The organism is Lentimicrobium sp. S6 (genome assembly GCF_013166635.1).
Taxonomy (GTDB): Bacteria; Bacteroidota; Bacteroidia; order Bacteroidales; family UBA12170; genus UBA12170.
On sequence record NZ_JABKBZ010000209.1, the window covers coordinates 1 to 1,228 of the forward strand.

The 1,228-nt window shown below is 32.3% G+C and carries 1 protein-coding gene; it reads left to right on the plus strand.

What is annotated here, in order from left to right; all coding sequences use genetic code 11:
- The first annotated feature begins 79 nt into the window (after positions 1-79).
- Complete coding sequence (locus tag HNS40_RS22375) at positions 80-1,117, plus strand: IS5 family transposase (protein ID WP_172284931.1); 1,038 nt, start codon at positions 80-82, stop codon at positions 1,115-1,117.
- Positions 1,118-1,228 lie beyond the last annotated feature (111 nt).

Consider the following 1,228-nt stretch of genomic DNA (forward strand, 5'->3'; position numbering starts at 1 on the left):
AAGACCGTTGCATGGTAATTAACAAAATAAATCACCTTATATAATTGTATATCAGATAAATAAGTTGTATTTTTATGGTATGAAAATACGTAAGGAACCTACATTAGCAGATAGTATTTGTGATTTACGAACAAGAAAGATAAAATCTACTTTCTTTAGTCAGATAAATACAATCATAGACTGGAAAAGAATAGGGCAATTGATTGACCAAGATTATTCAAAAGGAAAAAGTGCCACAGGTACACCATCTTATGATGGTGTTTTATTATTTAAAATGTTACTACTCGAAACTTGGTATGGCTTAAGTGATTATGAGGTTGAAGATAGAATAAATGATAGTATTTCATTCAGTTATTTTTGTGGATTAACCATAGAGCAAGTGGCTCCAGACCATAGTACCCTAAGCAGGTTTAGAACAGAGTTAACCAAAACAGGCACTTTTGAAAAGTTGTTCAAATTAATAAATTTACAATTAGAGGAGCACCACATTATTATTAAAAAAGGAGTTATTGTAGATGCAAGTGTAATTGATACTCCCTTACGGCCAAAAGGAAAGACAAAGCAAGAAGTAACAGAAGATCGTTCCGACAAAGAAATCAAGACAAAAAAGAAATATGCATCGAGTGTCGATAGTGATGGTACATGGTTAAAGAAACGAGGCAAATTTCATTTTGGATATAAAAAACATCATGTTACAGATGAAGAGGGGCTTGTTCTAGGAGTTTTAACAACAACAGCTAGCACAAATGAAATAGCAAATTTAGAAGATGTTCTAGACTCAGCAGATTTACCAAGAGACATTCCTTTGAAAGCAGACAAAGGCTATCAGTCTAAGAAGAATGAAGCTCTGCTAAAAAAGAGAGGTTTGAAAAACCACATATTGAAAAAGGCAAAAAAGAATAAACCTCTTACAAAATGGGAGAAAAGATTTAATAAACTAATAGGTAAAACAAGGTTTAAAGTTGAACGTACTTTCGGAGGAATAAAAATTTGGTTTTTAGGAGGCACTGCTAAATACAGAGGAATGGAAAAAATGCACACTCAAAATCTAATGGAGGCACTTTGTTACAATTTATATCGGAGTCCTGGGATAGTTGCGTCTAATAGTAAAAATTAAAGGGGAAATGATCGAAAAACAAGAGTATATAACACGTTAGAAATACAAATAATAGATAAAAAGCTAAAAAAACTGTCCATTTAAGGAATCCTTACGTTATGCAACGGTCTT